We start from the raw sequence: 20,600 nt of genomic DNA, 5'->3' as shown, positions 1-20,600 counted from the left end.
CCCCGCTCCACGGCCGCGGCGACCTGCTCCGCGGTAGGCCTCAACGGGAGGGCGGGGTCGTGCGGGTACCAGGTGCCGTCGTGGAACACCTCGACCTGCTCCCGCATCATCGCGCATCCCGGGAGGGTGGAGCGGATGGTCCGCCGGTCACCGTTGCGCGGGCCATGCGCACCGGGGCCATGCGCATCGGGGCCGGCGGGGCGGTGGGGGGCGCCGTGGGGGTGGGTGGCGTACCCGTTCGCGTCGACCGCGACGCCGTCACTGGTGACCCGCATCCCGAACGCGTTCCGGCGGACAGGTCCGCCCGCTGCCCGCTTCTTCTCTTCCGCGGCGAGTCGTTTCTCTTCGGCGGCGATGGGTTTGGCGATGGTGGTGAGGCGGTCGTGGATGGCGGTGATCTTCGCGGCGTCGTCGGTGAGGATGAACTCCGCCAGGCCGTCGTCGAGAGCCCGCACCCTCGTGCCTCGCCGGTCCAGGGCGCGCCGGTGCCGTTCAGGCAAGGGTGCCGGGTCGAGTTCCGCCGCGAGGCTCTTCGCGAACACCCGCACCTGCCCCGGTGTCGCGTCCTCCGCATACGACACCGCACGCCGCGAGTACTCCTCCACCACCTCGTCGGGGAGTCGTTCCCCGTGTTCGCGGATGATGTCCGCCTGACGACGCGTGATCACCTGACGACACAATGCTTCCGCCACCACAGGGAACCGGTCAGTCAGGGCAAGATCCTGCCGCAACCGCGCCTCCACCTCCCCCGGAGACAGATGCAGCACCGTCGCGAGCTCCAGGGCGATCGACCGCCACGGGAACCCGTACCCGGACGCGTCCCCGCACCGCGCCGTCTGCGCTTCCGCGACCCGCGCGGCCGCAGCGAACGCTCCCGCTTCCAGCCCATCGAGCCGGGCCCGGTCCGCACGCAGCTCCAGGATCAGGTCGCGCACGTTCCCGATCGTGCGCACCTCCGCGGGGGTCGCCTCCCACGACGACCCCTCCGCGAACCTCGGCTTCCGTCCTGCCATACACCCATCATCCGCGGCACCACCGACATTCGAACACCTGAACGACACCATCCACACCCCGCCGAGGTCACGGAAAGGTCACGAAACGACCGCGGGGACCGTCACGACGTTTCGGCTCGCTCCGTACGGCGACTTGTAAGCGCGGTTCGCCCCTGGCGCGGAATCGCCGTCGTCGAGCAGCGGTGGAGTAGACAGGAGACATGCCGACGATGTCGTACGCACCGCTGACGATCTCGCAGCACGATGTGACCTACGCGTACGGGCCGGATTCCTTCCCGCGGGATGGCGTGCCGGCGGGACGTACAGAGGAGTTGCGCCTCATCGATTCGGTGCACTTCCCCGGAACGCGCCGGCGCGTGTGGGTACACGTGCCGGTCGGCGTCGACGACGCCCCGGAACTGGCCGTCATGCTCTTCAACGACGGATGGTGGTACCTCGACCCTCAGGGAGATGTCCGGGCCGCTGTCGTCCTCGACAACCTCGTTGCCTCCGGTGAGATCCCGCCCATGATCGGCGTCTTCGTGGATCCCGGCATGTTCAGGGACTCTCGGTCAGAGCGCAAGAATCGCAACGTCGAATACGACGCCTTCGATGACACGTACGCATCCTTGCTGATCGAGGAGGTGCTGCCACTCCTCGGTGCGCGATATCCGATCTCCGCCGATCCTCGCGCTCGTGGCATCTGCGGCGGCAGCAGCGGCGGCAACGGCGCGTTCACGGCTGCGTGGTCCCGTCCTGACGGGATCGGACGGGTCATCGCCTTCAACCCGAGCTTCGCGCAGATTCCCGGTGGAAATCCCTATCCGCGCCTCTTGGACGCCGGTGCGCGGTGCGGGTTCCGCGTGTTCTTGCATGCGGCGCACCGAGACATCGGGTGGAACAGCCGGAGCGGCAATTGGTTTGCAGAATGCCTCGAAACGGGCGCCGCGCTCGCCCGGGCGGGCGCCGACATCCGCCTCGTCGTCGGCGACGGAGGGCACAGCCCCGTGCACGGAGGGGTGCTCCTCCCTGATGCCCTTCGCTGGCTCTGGGCGTGACGTCGCGGTCGCCGCGCTTCCGCGCCCGCGCCTACGGCAGGCGGATGGCGCCGGTGGCGGAGTGCTGCGTGGGCATCCGATCGCGCTTGTAGGTGATCGAGTCGTAGCCGTGCGGGGTGGGGTTGCCGTCGTCGCCGAGGTTGACGAACACGATCTTGTCGATCGTGAGGATGGTCTTGCGCGTGATCATGTTCCGCACGACGGCCCGCATCGTGAGAGAGGTGCGCCCGAAGTGCGTCGCGATGAGGCCCATCTCCACGAGGTCGCCCTGCACGGCCGACGCCTCGAAGTTGATCTCCGAGATGAACTTCGTCACGACGCGGTAGTTGCCGAGCTGGATGATGGCGTAGATCGCCGCTTCCTCGTCGATCCACTTCAGGAGGCTGCCGCCGAACAGCGTGCCGTTCGCATTGAGGTCCTCGGGGCGCACCCACTTGCGGGTGTGGAAGTTCATGCCGTCGGTGTCGGTGGCGCTCATCGACAGCCAGCCTACGCGTGACAGCATGGACCGGTGACCAGCGCCAACCTCACCCGTGAGGAGACGGCGGCGCGATCCGCTGCCGTCTCCGTCGACACCATCCGCGTCGAGCTCGACCTCACGAGCGCGCCCGACCCCGCGCAGACGGGCTTCGCCACCGCGAGCACGCTCGACTTCTCCGCCACGACGGCGGAGACGTGGCTCGACTTCCTGGGCGAGGAGGTCGTGTCGGTCGAGGTGAACGGCGCTCCGCGGCCCGTGGAATGGGACGGCGCCCGCATCCGCCTCACGGGCCTCGCCGCGCGCAACACCGTGCGCGTCGTCGCGCGCGCCGCCTACAGCCGCTCCGGCGAGGGCATGCACCGGTTCGTCGATCCCGTCGACGGCGAGACGTACCTCTACACGCAGTACGAGCCGGCCGACTCCCGCCGTGTCATGGCGTGCTTCGAGCAGCCCGACATGAAGGCGCGCTACACGTTCGACGTGACGGCACCGGCCGGATGGCACGTGCTCTCGAACCAGCGCGCCGTCTCGATGACGACGGACGCGGGGGCGCAGCACGTCGCCTTCGCGCCCACCCTCCCGATCTCGAGCTACATCACCGCCGTCGCCGCCGGCCCCTACCATCGCGTCGACGGCGCCTGGGGCGATGTCGAGCTCGGGGTCCTCTGCCGCGCATCGCTCGCGCCGCATCTCGACGCCGACGAGATCCTCGAGATCACGCGCCAGGGCCTCGACTTCTTCACGGAGGCGTTCGCCTCCCCGTACCCGTGGGGCGCCTACGACCAGGTCTTCGTCCCCGAGTACAACCTCGGTGCGATGGAGAACCCCGGCCTCGTCACCTTCACGGAGGCCTACGTCTTCCGCGGCGCCGCCACCACCGCCCAGCGCGAGGGCCGGGCCAACACGATCCTCCACGAGATGGCCCACATGTGGTTCGGCGACCTCGTCACGATGCGCTGGTGGGACGACCTCTGGCTCAAGGAGTCGTTCGCCGACTACATGGGCACGCACGCCGCCGCGGCCGTCACGCGCTTCCGCGACGCCTGGGTCACCTTCGCCGACCGCCGCAAGGCCTGGGCGTACCAGCAGGACCAGCTGCCGACGACCCATCCGGTCGTCGCCGACATCCCCGACCTCGAGGCGGCGAAGCTCAACTTCGACGGCATCACGTACGCCAAGGGCGCGTCGGTGCTCAAGCAGCTCGTCGCGTTCGTCGGCGAGGACGCGTTCTTCCGGGGAGCCCGCACGTACTTCGCCGCGCATGCCTTCGGCAACACGACCCTCGACGACCTGCTCGTCGAGCTGGAGTCGGCGTCGGGCCGTGACGTGCGCGCGTGGTCGCGCGCGTGGCTCGAGACCACGGGGATGTCGACGATCTCCGTCGAGCGAGGCGAGACCCCTGTCGTCGTCCAGACCGACCCGCGGCCGCATCGCCTGCGCATCGGGCGGTACGGCCTCGCGGAGGGGGCGCTCCGCCGTCTCGACGCCGTCGACATCGACATCGTCGACGCCCGCACGCCCGTCCCGCTCGCCGATGCCGATCTCCTCCTCCCGAACGACGGCGACCTCACGTACGCGAAGGTGCGCCTCGACGCGCGCTCGATCGACGCCGCGGAGGAGGCGCTGTCGACCATCGAGGACCCGCTCGCGCGCGGCCTCGTGTGGTCGGCGCTCTGGAACGCGACGCGCGACGGCGAGCTCGCCGCGACGCGCTACATCGGCATCGTCCGTCGGCACGCTCCCGCCGAGGGGAACGTCGCCCTGCTCACGGGCGCAGTCGCCAACGCCGCCTACGCCGTCGGGCATTACGTCGCCGACGAAGAGCGCACCGCGGCGCGCTCCGGATGGCTCGACGCCGTCTGGCAGGGGATGGCCGCGGCGGCGCCCGGCAGCGACGCGCAGCTCGCCTGGGCGCGAGCGCTCGGTGCGGCCGCATCGGTCGACGATGCGCGCGCCGACGATCTCCGCGCCCTCCTCGACGGCGCGGAGCCGCTGCCCGACGGGCTGCCCCTCGACGCCGAGCTGCGCTGGGCGTGGCTCACGGCGCTCGTCACGACGGGGCACGCCGACGAGGGCGACATCGACCGCGAGCTGGCGCGCGACGCGACGGCCACGGGCCGGACGGCGGCCGTGCAGGCGAGGGCGGCCCGGCCGGCCGCCGACGTGCGCGCCACGGCGTGGGCGTCGGCGTGGGGCGACACGACGCTCACGAACGACCACCTCACGGCGACGATCACGGGCTTCCGCGCGGGCGCCCGCCGCGATCTCGCCGCGCCGTTCGACGACGACTACTTCGCGCGCATCGCGGCAGCGTGGTCGGAGCGCAGCATCGAGATCGCCCAGCGCCTGGTGCGCGGGCTCTTCCCGCAGCGCGACGATCTCGCCGCGGTCGACGGATGGCTCGCCGCGCACGCCGACGCCCCCGGTGCGCTGCGCCGTCTCGTCGTCGAGCAGCGCGACCACCTTGCGCGCGACCTGCGGGTGCGCGCGCGTCAGCCGGAGCTCAGCTGACCGCGAGCCCGATCGCGAGGGCGGCGACCCCGAGCGCCGGCACGACGCCCTGCTTGAGCGCGGCGCCGGCCTTGTCGGGGCTCGAGAGCAGCAGCACGAGGCTCGCGGCGACCATCGACCCGGCGCCCGTGAAGACGAGCGTCGCGCCGACCGTCGTCGCCCCCGCGAGGAAGAGCACGATGCCGAGAGCGGTCGCGATGGCGAGGAAGAGGTTGTAGAAGCCCTGATTGAAGGCGAGTTCCTTCTGCCCTTCCGCGGCCTCGCGGGTCTGCCCGAACGTCGCGAGCGCGCGCGGGCTCGTCCACGCGAGCGACTCGAGATAGAAGATGAAGACGTGCACGAGCGCCGCGATGCCGGCGAGCACGAGACCTGCGATGACCATGCGACCATCCTCTCGCGCCCGCCGGCACCTGGCGCGGATCAGGCGGCGGGTCCCTCGATCAGCGTCACGACGGCCGTCTCCGAAGCACCGGCCGCGTCCGTCCACGTGATCGTGACAGCGTCGCCCGGCTCGTAGCCGGCCAGCAGCTCGCTCAGCGACTCCGAGTCGGCCACCGCGACGCCGTCGACGGCCGTGACGACGTCGCCCGCGACGATCCCGGCGGATGCCGCGGGCGTCCCCTCGATGACGCCCGCGATCGCCGCGCCCGCCGTCGTCGTGGTCTGCCCGCTCTGACCGTATGCCGAGGAGGTCGCGCCGGCGATCTGCACGCCGAGGAAGGCGGGGTAGCCGATCGTCGCCCCGTTCGACTCGTCGCCCGCGAGGATCTCGTCGACGATGCCGAGCGCCTCCTCGACGGGGATGGCGTACGCGATCGTCGTCGACGATCCGCTCGACGCCGCCGTCGTGACGCCGACGACCTCGCCCTCCGCGTCCAGCACGGCCCCGCCCGAGTCGCCGGAGACGACATCCGCCGCGATCTCGATCATCCCGTCGAGCGTCTCGCCGTCGGTCGTCGCCGACGCGGTCGTCGTCACGGACGCGTCGACGGCCGTGATGGAGCCGTCCGCCGCCATGAGCACGCCTCCACCCTCCGCGTTGCCCACCGCCGTGACGGCGTCTCCCGCCGAGACGCCGTCGTCGTCGATCGCGACGGTGGCGAGATCCGATGCGCCCTCGAGCTGCAGGACGGCGACGTCGTCCTCCGCGTCGGTGCCGACGACCGTCGCCGTGTACGTCTCGCCCGTGGTCGCGATCGTGACGGAGATCTCCGTGGAGCCCTCGACGACGTGGTTGTTCGTGAGGATCAGGCCGTCGCTCGTCAGCACGAGCCCCGTGCCCGCCGCCTCGCCGTCCTGGTATCCGAGCACGGTCTCGATGATGACGACGCCCGTCGACTCGTCGGCGGAGGCCTCCGTCGCCTCGGCGTTCGCCGAGCCGACGGAACCGGAGGCGCCGCCCGCCGATCCGTCGGGGATGGTCGGAACGGTCGTCCCCGTTCCGCCCGAGGAGGTCCCTCCCCACGGGGTCTGCGTCGATCCACCCTGCGTCGATCCACCCTGCGTCGATTCGCCCTGCGTCGATTCAGTCGGGGCGGTCGCGGTCTGCGCGGCGGCCGTCGTCGCGCTCGCCTCCGCAGATGCCGTCGCCGCGCCGACGGGGATGCCGGCGGCGAACGCGCCCGCGAGCAAGGTGGCGCCTGCGGCGCACGCGACGGGGATCCGTCGCCGATACCAGGGCCGCTTCGCGACGGCCGTCGAGGCGGTCGCGGCCTGCTCGGGGTGGAGGTGCTCGTCCATGGGCGTCCCTTTCTGTCGGTACGCCCGATGACATCAGGTGCGCCGGTGAGCGGCTCATCGGAGGGCTATGAGACGCCTATGACGTCGGATACATCGCGAGGATGAGGGGGACGCGACGGGCGGCCGATGCGGCGCCGCCCTCCCGTGCGATGGCATGGAGGCATGCACGACGCACACGACACCCCGCACGCGCCCCTGCTCAGCGCGCGCGGGCTCACGAAGACCTACGGCCCGACGACCGCCCTCGGGGGCGTCGACCTCGACGTGCGCGGGGGCGAGGCGGTCGCGATCATGGGCGCGTCCGGCTCGGGCAAGACGACGCTCCTGCACGTCCTCGCCGGCATCGTCACCCCCGACGCCGGCACCGTCACCCTGCAGACCCGGTCGGGAGCCCGGCTCGTGAACGACCTCCGCGAGGCGGAGCGCTCCCGGCTGCGACGCGAGGAGCTCGGCTTCGTGTTCCAGCAGGGGCTGCTCCTGCCCGAGCTCACCGCGCTCGAGAACGCCTCCCTCCCGCTCCTGCTCGCGGGCCATCCGCGCGCGGCCGCCGAGGCGCACGCCGCGCAGTGGCTCGCGGCGCTGGGCCTCTCGGGGCTCGAGGACCGCCGCATCGGACAGCTCTCCGGAGGGCAGGCGCAGCGCGTCGCGATCGCCCGCGCGCAGGTGACGGGCGCGCGCGTCGTGTTCGCCGACGAGCCGACGGGAGCGCTCGACTCCGCGACGTCGGCCGAGGTGATGACGGCGCTCCTCGATGCGACCCTGCGGCAGGGACACGCGCTCGTCGTCGTCACGCACGACGCCGATGTCGCCGCCCGCTGCACCCGGACCATCCGCCTGCGGGACGGCCGCGTGCAGGCGGTGCCCGCGCACGGGGCGAGCCGATGAGCGCCGTCGCCCCGGCCGCCCCGCCGCGCGCGACCGGACGCGCCCCGCTCCTGCGGCTGACCTGGCACCTCGCCCGGCCGAGCGCGCAGAGCGGGGCCGCGATCGCCCTGCCCGTCGTGGCCTTCGCGGTCACGACGGCGCTGCTCCTCACCGTCCTCGGCGGCGTGCTCATGTTCTGGCGCATGCCCATGGACGACGAGGGCCTCTCGGGGCTCTACCAGACGCTCAGCGTCGTCGCGCTCGCCCTGCTCGCCGTCCCGCTGCTGTCCCTGGGCGGCGCGGCCGCGCGGCTGTCCGCGCGGCGCCGCGACGACCGCCTGGCGACCCTGCGGCTGCTGGGCGCCACGCCCGCGCTCGTGACGGGCATGACGGCGCTCGAGCAGCTCGCCGTCGGCCTCGTCGGCGCGGTCGCCGGCATCGGCCTCTACCTCCTGCTCATGCCCGTCGTGGGGCTCGTGTCGTTCGCGGGCGCGCCCATCGGCGCCGCGTCGCTGTGGGTGGGGGCGGGACCGCTGCTCGTGGTCGTCGCGGCGATCGCGCTCGTCGCCGCGCTGAGCGCGGTCGTGGGCCTGCGACGCGTCGTCGTCACACCGCTCGGGGTGCGCGCCCGGCAGGAGGCGCCGCGCCCGCACTGGCTGCGGGCGGTCGTCGCGCTCGTCGTCGTCGGCGGGGCCGCCGGCGTCCTCGGCGCGCTCGGCGCGCTGCCCGGCTTCGCGGTCGTCGTGGTCGCCCTCGCGGGGTGCTTCGCGGCGGGCGTCGCCGTGCTGGGGGTCGTCGGACCGTGGGCGATCGCGGTCCACGCGCGATCCCGGGTGAAGCGCGCATCCACCGCCGCGCAGCTCATCGCCGCCCGCACCGTCCTGGAGTCGCCGCAGGCCGCGTGGCGGCAGGTGGGCGGGGTCGCCATGACGACGTTCGTCGCCGTCGTGGGCGGCGCGGGGATGGCCTTCGCGTCGGCGGGAGGCGAGGAGGACGTGCTCATGGCGGACATCCGCACGGGCATCCTCATCACGCTCGTCGTGTCGTTCGCCATGGTCGCCTGCTCGGTGGGCGTGAACCAGGCCGCCGCCATCCTCGATCGCCGCGAGCTCCACGTCTCCCTCGACCGGCTCGGCATGCCGCGCGCGGTGGCGGAGTCGGCGCGGACGCGCGCGACGCTCGGCCCGCTGCTGTTCACGGTGGTCGTGTCGGCGGTCGTCGCGGGCGTCCTCGTGCTGCCCCTCCTCGGGGCGGCCGTGCTGTTCGAGCCCGTGTCGATCCTCGTCGTGCTCGTGTGCTTCGCCGGCGGCATCCTGCTCGTCCTCCTCGCGCTGCGCGCGACGCGCCCCATCGTGACGCACGTGCTCGCGACCCCCGAGCGGGCCGTCTGACCCCGTTCAGCCGAGGGCGACCGCCGCCGCCTCGTCGACCGTGTCGACGAGGTGCACGTGGCGCTCCATGGGGCGGCCGGCGGCGAGAGCGCGCAGCAGCGGCCAGGCGGGGTAGGTCTCCGTCCAGTACACGCGGCCGACGAGCACCATCTCGGCGACGGCGTCTCCGGACGCGTAGAAGTTCTCGCACGCGTCCTGGAAGATCTCCTGCACGGTGCCGCCCGCGCCGGGGAGGAAGACGATGCCGCGGTCGCACACCTGCAGGAGGACCGACTCGCGCAGCGCATTGCGGAAGTACTTCGCGATCGCCGTCGCGAAGAGGTTGGGCGGCTCGTGACCGTAGTGCCACGTCGGCACGCCGAGCGTCGCGACGGGATCGGGGTCGTCGACGAGGACGGCGCGGGCGGCGTCGGCCCAGGCGTCGACGGACGGGTGGAACGACGGATGGGCCGCGAGCGTCGCGAGGGCGTCGTCGAGCGCTCCGGGCGGCCGCGCAGAGAGCCGCGCCCCGAGGTTCGCGGCCTCCATCGCGCCGGGGCCGCCGCCCGTCGCGACGACGAGCCGCTCCGCGAGCAGCCGACCGAGCCGCGCGGCGTCGGCGTATCCCGTGTCGCCGCGCTGCAGGGCATGCCCGCCCATGACGCCGACGACGTGCCGGCCGCGGATCCATTCCTCCAGCGCGTCGTCGACGCCGGCGTCGTGCAGCACGCGCGCGAGCACGGCCTCGGGGGAGCGGTCGCGCTGCGACCAGGCGTACGCGCGGCCGTCGAGGGCGTCGCGCCAGTGCGGAGCGTCGTAGAGCTCGCCGGCCGTGTAGAGGGCGCCGCGGTGCGGATCCACCGGCGCCGTCGGCTCGTCCCCGAGCACGAGCGCACCGCGGGCGGCATGCTCCTCGGCGTCGCCGGGGGCGAGGCGGCATCCCGCGAACGTCGTGCGCGACGTGTCGCACGCCCGCAGGACGTCCGACCGCTCGCGCAGATCGAGGCCGAGCAGCCGCCATCCGCGCAGCCGTCGAGCCCCCGCCGCGATACGGGAGTCGAACTCGGCGAGCGATTCGACGACAACGACCCGTCCGCGGCGGTGCTTCATGACCCGACGCTAGCGCGGGGAGCGGCCGTCACGCGACGCGCGGCCACCACGGCGGCATGTGCGAGATGATCGCCCGCGCGTACGCCTCCTCGTCGGCGTCGTCCTCGCCCGCCCAGTGCAGGATGGCGCCGACGATGCCTCCCGACACGAACGCCGCGGCGAGCTCGTCGTCGAAGTCGACGTCGAGCCCCCGCTCGCGGAAGAGCCGCACGGCGATGAGGCAGCGCTCGTCGAAGAGCGCCTGCAGGCGACGGCGGAAGCTGAGGGACAGCTCGGACGCGAGCAGCACGCGCAGCGTGCGGCGCTCCGCCGTGACGCTCCGCAGCACCGTCACGGTCGTGTCGGCGTACCGCGCCGCGAGCTCCGCGAGGGTCTCGCCGGGCAGGGCCGACACCGTGCCCACCTCGTCGAGCCAGCTCGCGTACAGGTCGGCCGCGACGTCGCCCACTGTCGTGTAGTGGCCGTAGAACGTCGTCCGGTGGACGCCGGCCTCGCGGCACAGCTCCGCGACGCCGATCTCGGTGAGGTCCTCCCGCGTGAGGAGGACGCGCAGCGCGTCCTGCAGCCGCTGGCGGCTGCGGAGGGCTCGGGGGTCGTCGGACATCACCCCAGTCTGCCCGAAGCCGAGGACCTCCGCGCGTTCCTAGGATGGAGGGCGATGCCCTCCTCCGTCCGTCGCTCCGCGATCGCCGATCTGACCCCCGCGGGATGGACGATCGTCGCGCTCGCCGCGGTCCGCGCGCTCGCGCTCGCCGCAGCGGCCCTCGCGACGGGGGCCGCCGTCGACGACGTGCGGGCCGGCGGCGACCCCGCCGCGGCACTCGCCGTCGCCGCGGTCGCGGTGCTCGCGGCCGCCCTGCTCGCGGCGATCGAGGCCATCCTGCCGCCGCGGGAGGCGGCGAGGGAGGAGCGGCTCTGGCGCACCCGCGTCGTGCGGGCCCAGCTCGCGGCACCCCTCGACGACGACACGCCGGCCGGCGACCGGGTGGCGCGTGCGACGGAGGAGGTGGAGCGCTTCGCGAACTACCGCGCCGCGTTCCTGGGGCCGTTCGCCGCGGGGATCGTCGTCCCCGTGGTCGTCATCGTCGTGATCGGGGCGTTCGCGTCCTGGGGGATCGCGGTGCCGCTGGCCGTGTGCGCGGCGCTCATCCCGCCCGTCATCGCCTGGTTCATGGCGCGTTTCCGTGCGGGCTCCGGCCGGTTCCGGATGGTCTCCGGGCGCCTCTCCGCCGCGTTCCTCGAGACCGTGCGCGCCCTCGGCACCATCCGGCTGCTCGGGGCCGAGGAGCAGCGCCGTCGGGGGCTCGCCCGGCAGGCGGAGGCGCTCCGCGCCGAGGCGATGCGGCTGCTGCGGCGCAACCAGGTCGTCCTCCTCGTGACGGATGCGGTGTTCGGCGTCGTCATGCTGTCGCTCGTCGGCGTCCTCGCCGTCGCGGGCACGGCGGACGGTGCGCTCACGGCGGGCGCGGCGTTCTCGCTCCTCCTGCTCACCGTGCCGCTCCGGGAGCCCGTCGACCGGCTGGGCCGCTCGTTCTACGTCGGCCTCGCCGGCCGCGCCGCGGGCGAGCGCGTGCGCGCCGCGACCGCATCCGATGCCCTCGAGGCCGCATCCGCGACGGCGGGGGCGTCGGTCGCCGCGACGGGCGTGCGCGTGCACCGCGGCGGACGCGACGTCGTCGTCGGCGCCGACCTCGACCTCTCCGACGGGATGGCCGTCGTCACGGGGCCGTCAGGGTCGGGCAAGTCGACGCTCGGCCTCGCGCTCGCCGGGCTGATCCCCGCCGACGGGCTCCTCGTCGACGGGGAGCCCGCCCGCGAGGCCGCGCTCCGGGGCGTCGTCGGCTACGTGCCGCAGCGCAGCGTGCTCTTCACCGGGACGGTCCGCGACAACCTCCTCCTCGCCGCACCCGGCGCATCCGACGAGCGGCTCGTGGCGGCGCTCGCCCGCGCAGGCGTCGACCGCTCCGAGCTCCCCGAAGGGCTCGGCACGCGAGTCGGCGAGGGAGCCGCGGGCGTCTCCGGCGGTCAGGCGCAGCGCATCGCGATCGCCCGCGCGCTCCTCGCCGACCGCCGCGTGATCGTCGCCGACGAGCCGACGGCCCAGCTCGATGCCCGCACCGCCGCGCGCGTCGCCGCGACGCTGCGCGAGATCGCCCGCGACCGCTGCGTCGTCCTCATCACCCACCGCCTCGACGAGGTGCGCGCGGGCGACCGGATCACGGTCGTCGAAGGCGGCACCACGACGTTCTCCGGAACCCCGGCCGATATCGACGCCAGCCCGTTCCTGCGGGCGGCGTTCGCGGCGGGCACCGTCGAGGGGGCGCGCGCATGATCGCCCGCCTCCTCCGGATCGCGGCACCCGCGTGGCCGTGGCTCGCCGCGTCGCTGGCCGCGCGCATCGCCGGTCTCGCCGCGGGCATCGCGCTCCTCGCCGTGCCCGCCGCCGCGATCGCCGCCGCCGCCGCGGGCTCGCCGCCGCCGCTCTGGCCGTTCGCGGCGCTCCTCGTCGCCCTCGCCGCCGCGAAGGGCGTCCTGCGCTACCTCGAGCAGTTCCTCGGCCACAGGGCCGCATTCGACCTGCTCGCGGGCATGCGCCTGCGCTTCTACGACGCCGTCGTCCCGCTCGCCCCCGGCGAGCTGAGCGACGGATCGGGCGACCTCACGGCGATCGCGACGCGCGACATCGACCGCGTGGAGGTGTTCTTCGCGCACACGCTCGTCCCCGCCGTCGCCGCCGTCCTCGTCCCCGGCGCCGTCGCGGTGTGGGCGTTCGCCGTCGGCCCCGCGGAGGGCGCCGTCGTCGCGGCCGCGTTCCTCCTCGGCGGCGCCCTGGCGCCGCTCGTCGGCGCGCGCGCGTCGTCGGCGACGGCCGGCGCGCTGCTGCGCGAGCGGTCGGGCATCGCCCAGCACGTCGCCGAGGATTCCGCCGGCCGCATCGAGATCCGCGCGCTCGGCGCCGAGCAGCCCCGGATGGCCGCGCTCGCCGAGAAGGAGGCCCGCGTCTCCCGATCGCTGCGATCCGAGGGGCGCGCGCAGGCGCTCCGCGCCGGCATCGGCACGCTGTGGCCGTTCGCCGCCGTCGTGGCGATCATCGCCCTGGCGGACGACGACGTCGCCGCCCACCTCGTCCTCGCCGCGGCGGTCGTGGGCGCCGCGCCCGCGCTGACGGCCGTGGAGGCGCTCGCCCGGAGCCTCCCCGCCGCGCTCGCCGCCGCACGCCGCTACCTCGCCGTCCTCGATCGGCGACCCCTCGTCGCCGACCCGGCCTCGCCGCGCGCGCTCCCCGACGGCGCCCTCGACGTGCGCGTCGACGGCGCGTCGTTCCGCTACGGCGACGGGGCGGCCGTCCTCGACGGACTGTCGCTCGAGGTGCCGGCGGGAGGCCGCCTCGCCCTCGTCGGCGAGAGCGGCAGCGGCAAGTCGACGCTCGCGGCGCTGCTGCTGAGGGTGCACGACCCCGACGCGGGGCGCGTGCTCCTCGGCGGGGTGGACATCCGCGAGGTCGCGATCGCCGAGCTGCGCTCCGCCGTCGCCCTCGTCGCGCAGCGGCCGGTCCTGCTGCGCGGCACCGTGCTCGACAACCTCCGTCTCGGCCATCCGCGGCTCACGGAGGAGCGGGCGTGGGCGGCGCTCGACGAGGCGGCGCTGGGCGACGACGTCCGCGCGCACCCCGACGGGCTCGCCGCGCGGGTCGGCGACGAGGGCCTCGCGCTGTCGGGAGGGCAGCGCCAGCGGCTGAGTCTCGCCCGTGCGCTCGCACGGGAGCCCCGCGTGCTCGTGCTCGACGAGGCGACCTCGTCTCAGGACGCGCTCACCCAGGAGGCGATCCGCCGAGCGCTCGCACGGCGCGCCGATCTCACGGCGATCGTCGTCGCGCACCGCCCCGACGCGCTCGTCGGGATCGACCGCGTCGTGCGCCTCCCGCGCGGCGCCGCAAGACCTTGACACCGACGACGCGCCGCGGCGAGGCTCACGAGGCCGCCGATGCGGCGCTCAGCAGAGGAGAACGATGACCCCCCAGACCAGAGCGAGCGGACGCGTGATCGGCATCGCCGTCGCCGCCGCCCTCGGAGGATTCCTGTTCGGCTTCGACACCGCCGTCATCAACGGCGCCGTCGACGCGCTCGCCGCCGACTTCGCGCTCGGCGCGGCGCTCAAGGGCTTCGCCGTGTCGTCGGCGCTCCTCGGCTGCGTCGTGGGCGCCTGGTTCGCGGGGTCGATCGCGAACCGCTGGGGTCGCGTGCCGGTCATGCTCGTCGCGGCCGCGCTCTTCCTCGTCTCGTCGATCGGCTCGGGGCTCGCGTTCGGGGTCGTCGACCTCATCGTCTGGCGCGTCGTGGGCGGCATCGGCGTCGGGGCGGCGTCGGTCATCGCCCCCGCCTACATCGCCGAGGTGTCGCCCGCGCGCATCCGGGGACGGCTCGGCTCGCTGCAGCAGCTCGCCATCGTGCTGGGCATCTTCGCCGCGCTGCTCTCCAACGCGCTGCTCGCGGCCCTGTCGGGCGGAGCGAACGAGGTGCTGTGGTGGGGGGTCGACGCGTGGCGGTGGATGTTCCTCGCGGAGGCCGTGCCCGCCGTCGTCTACGGCGTGATGTCGCTGCGGCTCCCCGAGTCGCCCCGCTTCCTCGTGCGCCGCGGCGAGTACGACAAGGCGTCGCAGGTGCTCCTCGACTTCACGGGGGAGCCCGACGTCAACCTGCGCATCCAGCAGATCCGCGACTCGCTCGACTCGGAGAAGCGCGAGTCGCTGCGGGACCTCGCCGGTCCCGCGCTCGGCCTCAAGCCCATCGTGTGGGTGGGACTGCTGCTGTCGGTGTTCCAGCAGTTCGTCGGCATCAACGTCATCTTCTACTACTCGACGACGCTCTGGCGCTCCGTCGGCTTCGACGAGTCGAGCGCCCTCACGACCTCCGTCATCACGTCCGTGACGAACATCGTCGTCACGATCGTCGCCATCCTGCTCGTCGACCGCGTCGGCCGGCGAGCCCTGCTCGTCGCGGGCTCCGTCCTCATGACGATCGCGCTCGGCACGATGGCGGTCGCGTTCTCGTTCGCCGACCTCGTCACGGCCGCCGACGGCACGACGAGCGCCGAGCTCGCCGCGCCCTGGTCGATCATCGCCCTCGTCGCGGCGAACCTCTTCGTCGTCGGCTTCGGCGCGACGTGGGGCCCCGTCGTGTGGGTGCTCCTCGGCGAGATGTTCCCCAACCGCATCCGGGCGAGCGCGCTCGCCGTCGCCGCCGCGGCGCAGTGGCTCGCGAACTTCTTCATCTCCACGACGTTCCCCGTCTTCAGCGGCATCAGCCTCACGTTCGCCTACGGGTTCTACGCGTTCTTCTCGCTGCTGTCGCTGTTCTTCGTGCTGTGGAAGGTGCCGGAGACGAAGGGCCGCGAGCTGGAGGACATGGGGTAGCGGCGCGCGGCCTGCGAACCGCCTGGCAACCGCGCACTCGGGGGTGTCGCTGGGGGAGTGGGCGGCGCGCCGACTTAGGCTCGGTACGCCATGATCCGGTTCGAACACGTCACCAAGCGCTACAAGGGCACGGCGAAGCCGGCCCTCAGCGACATCGACTTCGAGGTGCAGCGCGGCGAGTTCGTCTTCCTCGTCGGGGCCTCCGGCTCGGGGAAGTCGTCCTGCCTCCGCCTCATCCTGCGCGAGGACCTGCCGTCCTCGGGCCGCGTCGTCGCGCTCGGGCGCGACACCAAGAGCCTCACGACGCGCCGCACACCGTACTTCCGCAGGCAGATCGGCGCGGTCTTCCAGGACTTCCGGCTGCTGCAGTCGAAGACCGTGGCGCAGAACGTCGCCTTCACGCTGCAGGTGATCGGGCGCTCGCGCGCGTTCATCAAGCAGGCCGTGCCCGAGGCGCTCGACCGCGTGGGCCTCGCCGACATGGGCCGGCGGATGCCGCACGAGCTCTCCGGCGGCGAGCAGCAGCGCGTGGCGATCGCGCGCGCTCTCGTGAACCGGCCGCAGATCCTCCTCGCCGACGAGCCGACGGGAAACCTCGACCCCGGCACGTCCGTCGACATCATGCGCATCCTCGCGCAGGTCAACGCCACGGGCACGACGGTCGTGATGGCCACGCACGAGGCCACGTTCGTGGACCAGATGCAGCGGAGGGTCATCGAGCTGAGCGAGGGCGAGCTCGTCCGCGACGAGCGCCAGGGCGGCTACGGCGACACCTCCGTCATCCGCACCCTGCAGCCGGAGGCCGAGCGGGGGGCCGCGGCCATCGCCGCGCTCACCGCCGTGCTCGAGGTGCAGCGCGAGGTGTCGGGCGAGCCGCAGGCGGAGGCCGCCGTGCAGAAGGCGGTCGACGCCGTCGAGGACGTGGTCGACGCGGTGGCCGCTCCCGCCGCCGAGCAGCCTGCTGCCGAACCGCCTGTCGCGGCCGACCGACCTGCGGCCCGCCCGTCGGAGCCCGTCGACGCGGCCATCCCGCCCGTCGACGTCGACGCCCTCGGGATGGCCGACCGGCTCGGGCTCCGATCGGCCGACGACGACGAGGAAGTGGGTCCCACGTCATGAGGTTCGGACTCGTGCTCGGCGAGGCGCTGCAGGGCCTGCGGCGCAACGCCTCCATGGTCGTCTCGGTCATCCTCGTCACGTTCGTGTCGCTCACGTTCGTCGGAGCCGCCGTGCTCATGCAGGCGCAGATCGCCAAGACGAACGCGTACTTCCAGGACCGGGCGCTCGTCGACGTGTACATGTGCTCGCCGCTGTCGTCGGGCGACACCTGCGCGGGCGGCGCGGCCACCGAGGAGCAGATCGCCGACGTCCAGGCCGAGCTCGACGGGGCGACGCTCGCCCCGCTCATCCAGGACTACACGTACCTCACGCCGGAGGAGGCCTACGACTCGATCGTGGAGAACCTGGGCGAGGACTACGCGGGCCTGCTCACGGCCGAGCAGACGAGCGCCGAGTTCCACATCAACCTCGTGGACCCGAGCCAGTCCGACGTCATCGTCGAGGCGTTCGCGGGCCGCGAGGGAGTGGAGGAGGTCACCGACCAGCTCGAGTACCTCGACCCCCTGTTCGCGACCCTGACGATCGCGACCTACATCGCCGTCGGCATCGCCGCGCTCATGCTCGTCTCCGCCGTGCTCCTCATCGCCACGACCATCCGCCTGTCGGCGTACGCGCGCCGCCGCGAGGTCGCGATCATGCGGCTCGTGGGGGCCTCGAACGGCTTCATCCAGACGCCGTTCGTGCTGGAGGGCGTCTTCGCGGCGTTCATCGGCGCGGCCCTCGCGAGCGCCGCCGTGCTCGCGGGCGTGCACTTCGGCGTCGACGGCTACCTCTCCGGCGAGATGTACGCCATCCCGTGGGTGGGCACGGCGGAGGCGTGGGCCGTCGTGCCCGTGCTCGTCGTCATCGGCGTCGTGCTCGCCGCGCTCTCGGCCGGGTTCGCCATCCGGCGGTGGCTGCGGGCGTAGCCCCGTGCGTCGCGCGGCCTCCCGCCTTGCTAAGGTGGAAGGCTGCGCCCGAGAGCCGAGGAGGTGAGCGCATGCCCCGCGAACAGGGAGAGAAGGTCGTCGCGACGAATCGTCGCGCGCGCCACGAGTACACCATCGAGAAGACGTACGAGGCCGGCCTCGTGCTCACGGGCACCGAGGTGAAGTCGCTGCGGCAGGGCCGCGCGAACCTCAGCGACGGCTACGCGTACATCGACGGGAACGAGGCATGGCTCGACGCCGTGCACATCCCCGAGTACTCGCAGGGAACGTGGACGAACCACTCGTCCAAGCGCACGCGCAAGCTGCTCCTCCACCGCGAGGAGATCATCAAGCTCAGCCACCAGGTGTCGGCGGGCGGGTACACGCTCGTCCCCCTGCGGCTCTACTTCCTCGACGGCCGGGCGAAGGTCGAGCTCGGCGTCGGCAAGGGCAAGCGCGAGTACGACAAGCGCCAGACGCTCCGCGAACGGCAGGACAAGCGCGAGGCCGAGCGCGCCATGCGCACGCGCAACCGCATGGGGGAGTGACGCCTCTCCACAGGCATCCCCGCCACCCCCGCGCCCGCTCCTAGCGTGGCGCCATGCAGCCGCTCGTCGCCGCCGTCCTCTATCCGGGGTTCCTCGGAGTCGGCGCGTGGCTGATCTGGATCGACATCCAGGAGCACCGGCTGCCGAACCGCATCGTGCTGCCCGCGGTCGGCGCGCTCGTCGTCGTGCTGGCCGCCGCCGCGTTCGCTGCGGGGGAGGTGCTGCCGTTCTGGCGCGCTCTTGCGGGAGGCATCGCCCTGGGCGCCTTCTACGCGCTGCTGCGCGCCGTGCAGCCGCACGGGCTCGGCGGGGGCGACGTGAAGCTGTCGCTTCTCGTCGGCGTCTTCCTCGGCTGGCACGGATGGACCCCGCTCGTCGTCGGCGGGGCGGCGGCATTCCTCCTCGGGGGCGCGTGGGCGGTCGTGCTGCTGGCCGCCCGTCGCGCCGATCCCGCGACCGCCATCGCGTTCGGCCCGTGGATGGTCGTGGGGGCGTGGGCGGGGCTGCTCGCGGCGTGACGCGCAAGGGGTTGCGGCCGATCCGTCCGCGGTCGGTAACGTGGCAGGCATGTCAGGGGCGGAGAAGTGGATACGGAACGCGATCGCCTGGGTGCTGAGCCTGCGGATCGTGAGGGCGGCGCTCCTGTTCTCGGAGCAGAAGGGCGGGCTCCTCGCGGCCGCCGTCACGTTCCGCGCGCTGTTCTCGGTCTTCGCGGCCGTCGCGCTCGGCTTCTCCATCGCCGCCATCTGGTTGAGCTCGCGCGACGACCTGTGGCAGGCGCTTGTCGACGCCGTCGGCACGGCCATCCCCGGGCTCGTCGGAGACGACGGCATCATCGACTCCGGCTCCCTGGGAGCGTCGCTCGGCTCGAACCTGTGGCTGAGCGCGGTGTCCGCCGCCGCGCTCGCCTGGGCGGCGATCAGCGCCGTCGGGAACCTCCGCACCGCCATCCGGATGATCGCCGGGACCACGCACGACGAGGCGCTGTTCATCTGGCTCGTCCTCCGCGACCTCCTCTTCGCGCTGTCCGTCGGCGTGCTGTTCCTCGCCGCGGCGCTGCTCACCTTCCTCGGGTCCGCGTTCATCGAGACGGGCCTCGGCTGGCTCGGGCTCGCAGGAGGCGGGTGGGCGGAAGCCCTGACCCGGCTCGCGTCGATCGTCGTCACGTTCGTGCTCGACGCCGTCATCGTCGCGCTCGTCTTCCGTCTGCTCTCGGGGGTGAGGGCGTCCGCCCGCGCCCTCTGGGCGGGGGGACTCCTGGGGGGACTCGGACTCACCGTCCTGCAGCAGCTGTCCGGGCTCTTCGCCGGCGGCGCGGGGAACAACCCGCTGCTCGCCTCATTCGGATCGCTCATCGCGCTCCTGCTGTGGTTCAACCTCTCGGCGCAGGTCATCCTCATCGCCTGCACGTACGTCATCGTGCGGACGGAGGAGGAGGGCGACCGCGTCGGCGAGCGGTTCGGCGCGGAGACGTTCGCCCAGCGGCGCGTCCGCTCCGCCGAGCGCGACGTCCGCGTCGCCGTAGCGTCTCTCGAGGGGGCGCGCAAGGCCGAGGCGGAGGAGCGCGAGAAGCTGTCGGCGCGTCTATCGTGAGAGGCATGGCCATCGCACGACTTCACGGCGGACCCCTCGATGGACAGGTCCTGCCGCTCGAGAACCCCGACCTCGACCGCCTCATCGTCCCGTACTCGGAGACGCAGGTCGTCTACCAGCGCTCCGGCGACGCCCGGAACACGGGCGAGGGCGACGGACCCACGGAGGCCGCCTTCCTCTTCGTCGAGGAGGAGGGCGAGCTCGTCGAAGACGGCGACGACGAGCCATCGGATGGCCGCTGACGTGGCGGAGCCGTCGCGCTTCGTCGAGGTCGAGCGGAAGTTCGACGTCGACGCGGGGACGCCCGTCCCGGTGTGGACAGGTGTCGCCGGCGTCGCGTCCGTCACGGACGGCGAGCTTCGTCACCTCGACGCGCTCTACCTCGACGACGACGCGCTCTCGCTGGGACGCGCGGGCGTCGCGCTGCGGCGCCGCACGGGCGGCCCGGATGCCGGCTGGCACATCAAGGGTCCGCTCGTCGACGGCGCCAGGGTCGAGCTCGGCTGGCCCCTGGGCGAGGGCGGCGACGAGGTGCCCGAGGCGGTGCTCGCCGAGGTGTCGGCATGGACGACGGCGCCGCTGCGCCCGCTCGCGCGCATCGTGAACGATCGCACCGCGTACGAACTGCTCGACGCCGACGGCGGTGTCCTCGCCGAGTTCGTCGACGACCATGTGCGCACGACCGACCTGCGGGCCGGTGTCGCGCGCGAATGGCACGAGTGGGAGATCGAGCTGGGCGAGTCGGCCCCTGCCGACCCGGACGTGTTCTTCGAGGATGTGGCGCGCGCCGCCCTCGCCGCCGGCGCCCGAGACGCCTCGAGCACCTCGAAGCTCGCCCGCGCGCTCGGCCGCTGACAGACGCAGGAGGGCGCCCGGTCCGATCGGACCGGGCG

General features: G+C 73.4%; 19 protein-coding genes and 1 pseudogene. 14 read left to right on the top strand and 6 right to left on the bottom strand.

The window, feature by feature from the left end; translation table 11 throughout:
* A partial coding sequence (locus ACWGPF_RS16085) for a DUF222 domain-containing protein (protein WP_452333747.1) occupies positions 1-935 on the bottom strand: 935 nt, incomplete at its 3' end.
* Positions 936-1,213: 278 nt separating this feature from the next.
* Between ACWGPF_RS16085 and ACWGPF_RS16080 the strand changes: the two genes are divergently transcribed.
* Positions 1,214-2,050 carry an alpha/beta hydrolase gene (locus tag ACWGPF_RS16080; protein ID WP_452333746.1) on the top strand — a complete coding sequence of 279 codons (837 nt, stop codon included), beginning with the start codon at positions 1,214-1,216 and terminating at the stop codon, positions 2,048-2,050.
* A gap of 31 nt (positions 2,051-2,081) precedes the next feature.
* On the opposite strand, the gene ACWGPF_RS16075 is transcribed toward ACWGPF_RS16080, so the two are convergent.
* Positions 2,082-2,528 carry an acyl-CoA thioesterase gene (locus ACWGPF_RS16075; protein WP_452333745.1) on the bottom strand — a complete coding sequence of 149 codons (447 nt, stop codon included), beginning with the start codon at positions 2,526-2,528 and terminating at the stop codon, positions 2,082-2,084.
* A gap of 33 nt (positions 2,529-2,561) precedes the next feature.
* On the opposite strand from ACWGPF_RS16075, the gene pepN reads away from it, so the two are divergent.
* Complete coding sequence (gene pepN / locus ACWGPF_RS16070; RefSeq protein ID WP_452333744.1) at positions 2,562-5,042, top strand: aminopeptidase N; 2,481 nt, start codon at positions 2,562-2,564, stop codon at positions 5,040-5,042.
* On the opposite strand, the gene ACWGPF_RS16065 is transcribed toward pepN, so the two are convergent.
* Both ACWGPF_RS16065 and ACWGPF_RS16060 read right to left on the bottom strand, forming a co-directional pair.
* Positions 5,035-5,424, bottom strand: coding sequence for a DUF1304 domain-containing protein (locus tag ACWGPF_RS16065; RefSeq protein ID WP_452333743.1), 390 nt, complete (start codon positions 5,422-5,424; stop codon positions 5,035-5,037). The genes pepN and ACWGPF_RS16065 overlap by 8 nt on opposite strands.
* A gap of 38 nt (positions 5,425-5,462) precedes the next feature.
* Positions 5,463-6,782, bottom strand: coding sequence for a S1C family serine protease (locus ACWGPF_RS16060; RefSeq protein WP_452333742.1), 1,320 nt, complete (start codon positions 6,780-6,782; stop codon positions 5,463-5,465).
* A gap of 162 nt (positions 6,783-6,944) precedes the next feature.
* On the opposite strand from ACWGPF_RS16060, the gene ACWGPF_RS16055 reads away from it, so the two are divergent.
* Both ACWGPF_RS16055 and ACWGPF_RS16050 read left to right on the top strand, forming a co-directional pair.
* Positions 6,945-7,667: an ABC transporter ATP-binding protein gene (locus tag ACWGPF_RS16055; RefSeq protein WP_452333741.1), complete on the top strand. Its 723-nt coding sequence runs from the start codon at positions 6,945-6,947 to the stop codon at positions 7,665-7,667.
* Complete coding sequence (locus ACWGPF_RS16050) at positions 7,664-9,037, top strand: FtsX-like permease family protein (protein ID WP_452333740.1); 1,374 nt, start codon at positions 7,664-7,666, stop codon at positions 9,035-9,037. The genes ACWGPF_RS16055 and ACWGPF_RS16050 overlap by 4 nt, the downstream gene beginning before the upstream one ends.
* Positions 9,038-9,043: 6 nt before the next feature.
* Here the strand turns inward: ACWGPF_RS16050 and ACWGPF_RS16045 are convergent, their stop codons facing one another.
* Together ACWGPF_RS16045 and ACWGPF_RS16040 are read right to left on the bottom strand one after the other, a co-directional pair.
* The gene (locus tag ACWGPF_RS16045) at positions 9,044-10,126 is read right to left on the bottom strand and encodes an LOG family protein (protein ID WP_452333739.1); all 1,083 of its coding nucleotides are present in this window, start codon (positions 10,124-10,126) and stop codon (positions 9,044-9,046) included.
* 28 nt (positions 10,127-10,154) lie between these two features.
* On the bottom strand, positions 10,155-10,730 hold the full coding sequence (locus ACWGPF_RS16040; protein WP_452333738.1) for a TetR/AcrR family transcriptional regulator: 576 nt from the start codon (positions 10,728-10,730) through the stop codon (positions 10,155-10,157).
* Positions 10,731-10,784: 54 nt separating this feature from the next.
* Here ACWGPF_RS16040 and ACWGPF_RS16035 point away from each other — a divergent pair, with 54 nt between their 5' ends.
* From ACWGPF_RS16035 to ACWGPF_RS15990, 10 genes and pseudogenes are all read left to right on the top strand, one after another.
* Entirely contained in the window at positions 10,785-12,458 is a 1,674-nt protein-coding gene (locus ACWGPF_RS16035) for an ATP-binding cassette domain-containing protein (RefSeq protein ID WP_452333737.1), read from the top strand.
* On the top strand, positions 12,455-14,071 hold the full coding sequence (locus ACWGPF_RS16030; protein WP_452333736.1) for an amino acid ABC transporter ATP-binding/permease protein: 1,617 nt from the start codon (positions 12,455-12,457) through the stop codon (positions 14,069-14,071). The genes ACWGPF_RS16035 and ACWGPF_RS16030 overlap by 4 nt, the downstream gene beginning before the upstream one ends.
* Positions 14,072-14,102: 31 nt before the next feature.
* Positions 14,103-15,539, top strand: a pseudogene (locus ACWGPF_RS16025) (sugar porter family MFS transporter); the annotation flags it as partial.
* 90 nt (positions 15,540-15,629) lie between these two features.
* Positions 15,630-16,658, top strand: a complete 1,029-nt coding sequence (ftsE, locus tag ACWGPF_RS16020) for a cell division ATP-binding protein FtsE (RefSeq protein ID WP_452333735.1) — start codon at positions 15,630-15,632, stop codon at positions 16,656-16,658.
* Positions 16,655-17,566 carry a permease-like cell division protein FtsX gene (gene ftsX / locus ACWGPF_RS16015; protein WP_452333734.1) on the top strand — a complete coding sequence of 304 codons (912 nt, stop codon included), beginning with the start codon at positions 16,655-16,657 and terminating at the stop codon, positions 17,564-17,566. The genes ftsE and ftsX overlap by 4 nt, the downstream gene beginning before the upstream one ends.
* A gap of 71 nt (positions 17,567-17,637) precedes the next feature.
* Positions 17,638-18,114, top strand: a complete 477-nt coding sequence (smpB, locus tag ACWGPF_RS16010) for an SsrA-binding protein SmpB (protein ID WP_345434661.1) — start codon at positions 17,638-17,640, stop codon at positions 18,112-18,114.
* 53 nt (positions 18,115-18,167) lie between these two features.
* A complete protein-coding gene (locus tag ACWGPF_RS16005) occupies positions 18,168-18,632 on the top strand; it encodes a prepilin peptidase (protein ID WP_452333733.1) in 465 nt (154 codons plus the stop codon).
* Positions 18,633-18,681: 49 nt separating this feature from the next.
* Positions 18,682-19,707, top strand: coding sequence for a YihY/virulence factor BrkB family protein (locus tag ACWGPF_RS16000; RefSeq protein ID WP_452333732.1), 1,026 nt, complete (start codon positions 18,682-18,684; stop codon positions 19,705-19,707).
* A 5-nt stretch (positions 19,708-19,712) separates the two neighbouring features.
* Positions 19,713-19,949, top strand: a complete 237-nt coding sequence (locus tag ACWGPF_RS15995) for a response regulator (protein WP_452333731.1) — start codon at positions 19,713-19,715, stop codon at positions 19,947-19,949.
* Complete coding sequence (locus ACWGPF_RS15990) at positions 19,939-20,562, top strand: CYTH domain-containing protein (protein ID WP_452333730.1); 624 nt, start codon at positions 19,939-19,941, stop codon at positions 20,560-20,562. The genes ACWGPF_RS15995 and ACWGPF_RS15990 overlap by 11 nt, the downstream gene beginning before the upstream one ends.
* Positions 20,563-20,600: the final 38 nt, after the last annotated feature.

Source organism: Microbacterium sp. NPDC055683, from assembly GCF_053617895.1.
This window is presented reverse-complemented; position numbering and strand designations above follow the sequence as displayed.

Coding starts and splice junctions, on each gene's coding strand:
- ACWGPF_RS16080 (WP_452333746.1), top strand. CDS start 1,214: ATGCCGACGATGTCGTACGCACCGCTGACGATCTCGCAGCACGATGTG.
- ACWGPF_RS16075 (WP_452333745.1), bottom strand. CDS start 2,528: ATGAGCGCCACCGACACCGACGGCATGAACTTCCACACCCGCAAGTGG.
- ACWGPF_RS16065 (WP_452333743.1), bottom strand. CDS start 5,424: ATGGTCATCGCAGGTCTCGTGCTCGCCGGCATCGCGGCGCTCGTGCAC.
- ACWGPF_RS16060 (WP_452333742.1), bottom strand. CDS start 6,782: ATGGACGAGCACCTCCACCCCGAGCAGGCCGCGACCGCCTCGACGGCC.
- ACWGPF_RS16055 (WP_452333741.1), top strand. CDS start 6,945: ATGCACGACGCACACGACACCCCGCACGCGCCCCTGCTCAGCGCGCGC.
- ACWGPF_RS16050 (WP_452333740.1), top strand. CDS start 7,664: ATGAGCGCCGTCGCCCCGGCCGCCCCGCCGCGCGCGACCGGACGCGCC.
- ACWGPF_RS16045 (WP_452333739.1), bottom strand. CDS start 10,126: ATGAAGCACCGCCGCGGACGGGTCGTTGTCGTCGAATCGCTCGCCGAG.
- ACWGPF_RS16040 (WP_452333738.1), bottom strand. CDS start 10,730: ATGTCCGACGACCCCCGAGCCCTCCGCAGCCGCCAGCGGCTGCAGGAC.
- ACWGPF_RS16035 (WP_452333737.1), top strand. CDS start 10,785: ATGCCCTCCTCCGTCCGTCGCTCCGCGATCGCCGATCTGACCCCCGCG.
- ACWGPF_RS16030 (WP_452333736.1), top strand. CDS start 12,455: ATGATCGCCCGCCTCCTCCGGATCGCGGCACCCGCGTGGCCGTGGCTC.
- ftsE (WP_452333735.1), top strand. CDS start 15,630: ATGATCCGGTTCGAACACGTCACCAAGCGCTACAAGGGCACGGCGAAG.
- ftsX (WP_452333734.1), top strand. CDS start 16,655: ATGAGGTTCGGACTCGTGCTCGGCGAGGCGCTGCAGGGCCTGCGGCGC.
- smpB (WP_345434661.1), top strand. CDS start 17,638: ATGCCCCGCGAACAGGGAGAGAAGGTCGTCGCGACGAATCGTCGCGCG.
- ACWGPF_RS16005 (WP_452333733.1), top strand. CDS start 18,168: ATGCAGCCGCTCGTCGCCGCCGTCCTCTATCCGGGGTTCCTCGGAGTC.
- ACWGPF_RS16000 (WP_452333732.1), top strand. CDS start 18,682: ATGTCAGGGGCGGAGAAGTGGATACGGAACGCGATCGCCTGGGTGCTG.
- ACWGPF_RS15995 (WP_452333731.1), top strand. CDS start 19,713: ATGGCCATCGCACGACTTCACGGCGGACCCCTCGATGGACAGGTCCTG.
- ACWGPF_RS15990 (WP_452333730.1), top strand. CDS start 19,939: ATGGCCGCTGACGTGGCGGAGCCGTCGCGCTTCGTCGAGGTCGAGCGG.